This window comes from Aerococcus sp. L_32 (assembly GCF_050689315.1).
Map to the genome: position 1 here is coordinate 1 of NZ_JBOEQF010001227.1, position 542 is coordinate 542.

General features: G+C 39.5%; 1 protein-coding gene. It reads right to left on the reverse strand.

What is annotated here, in order from left to right:
* Positions 1-187: 187 nt before the first annotated feature.
* Positions 188-542, reverse strand: a 355-nt coding sequence (rplI, locus tag ACRCJ0_RS19065) for a 50S ribosomal protein L9 (RefSeq protein ID WP_431391774.1), incomplete at its 5' end; no start/stop codon positions are given.

A 542-nucleotide genomic window follows, 5' to 3' on the forward strand; every position in this document is an offset into this window, starting at 1 on the left:
AGCACCGAGCACAGCTTGCTCAGCCTCTATACTTTGAGGCGGTGTTGTATGATCTAAATTCTCCGCCAAATCAGCACCTCCATCACCTAACTATTATACTAAAAAACATAAGCAAATTGATATAAAAATTGAATAAAATAGGAGGCCAGGAATCCATCCTAGCCTCCAACATATAGATAGACTAGCCCTATTCTTCGACGATATGTACGCGAATAGTAGCTTCAACATCATGATGTAATTTTACAGGTACATTTGTGTAGCCAAATGAACGGATTGGTTCGTCCAAGTCCATTTTACGTTTATCTAATTTAATACCGTATTGTTTTAACATAGCAGTAGCAATTTGCTTAGATGGGACTGAACCAAATAAACGGCCGTCTTCTCCACCCTTAGCTTTAATCGTTACGACTGTTTTCTCGTCTTCGATTTTCGCTTTTAAGTCTTTTGCTTCTTGTAGTTCTTCTTGCGCTTGTTTCTCGTTGGCTTTTTCTTTACCACGTTGCGCAGAAACAGCACTTGCTGTAGCTTCTTTGGCTAAACCT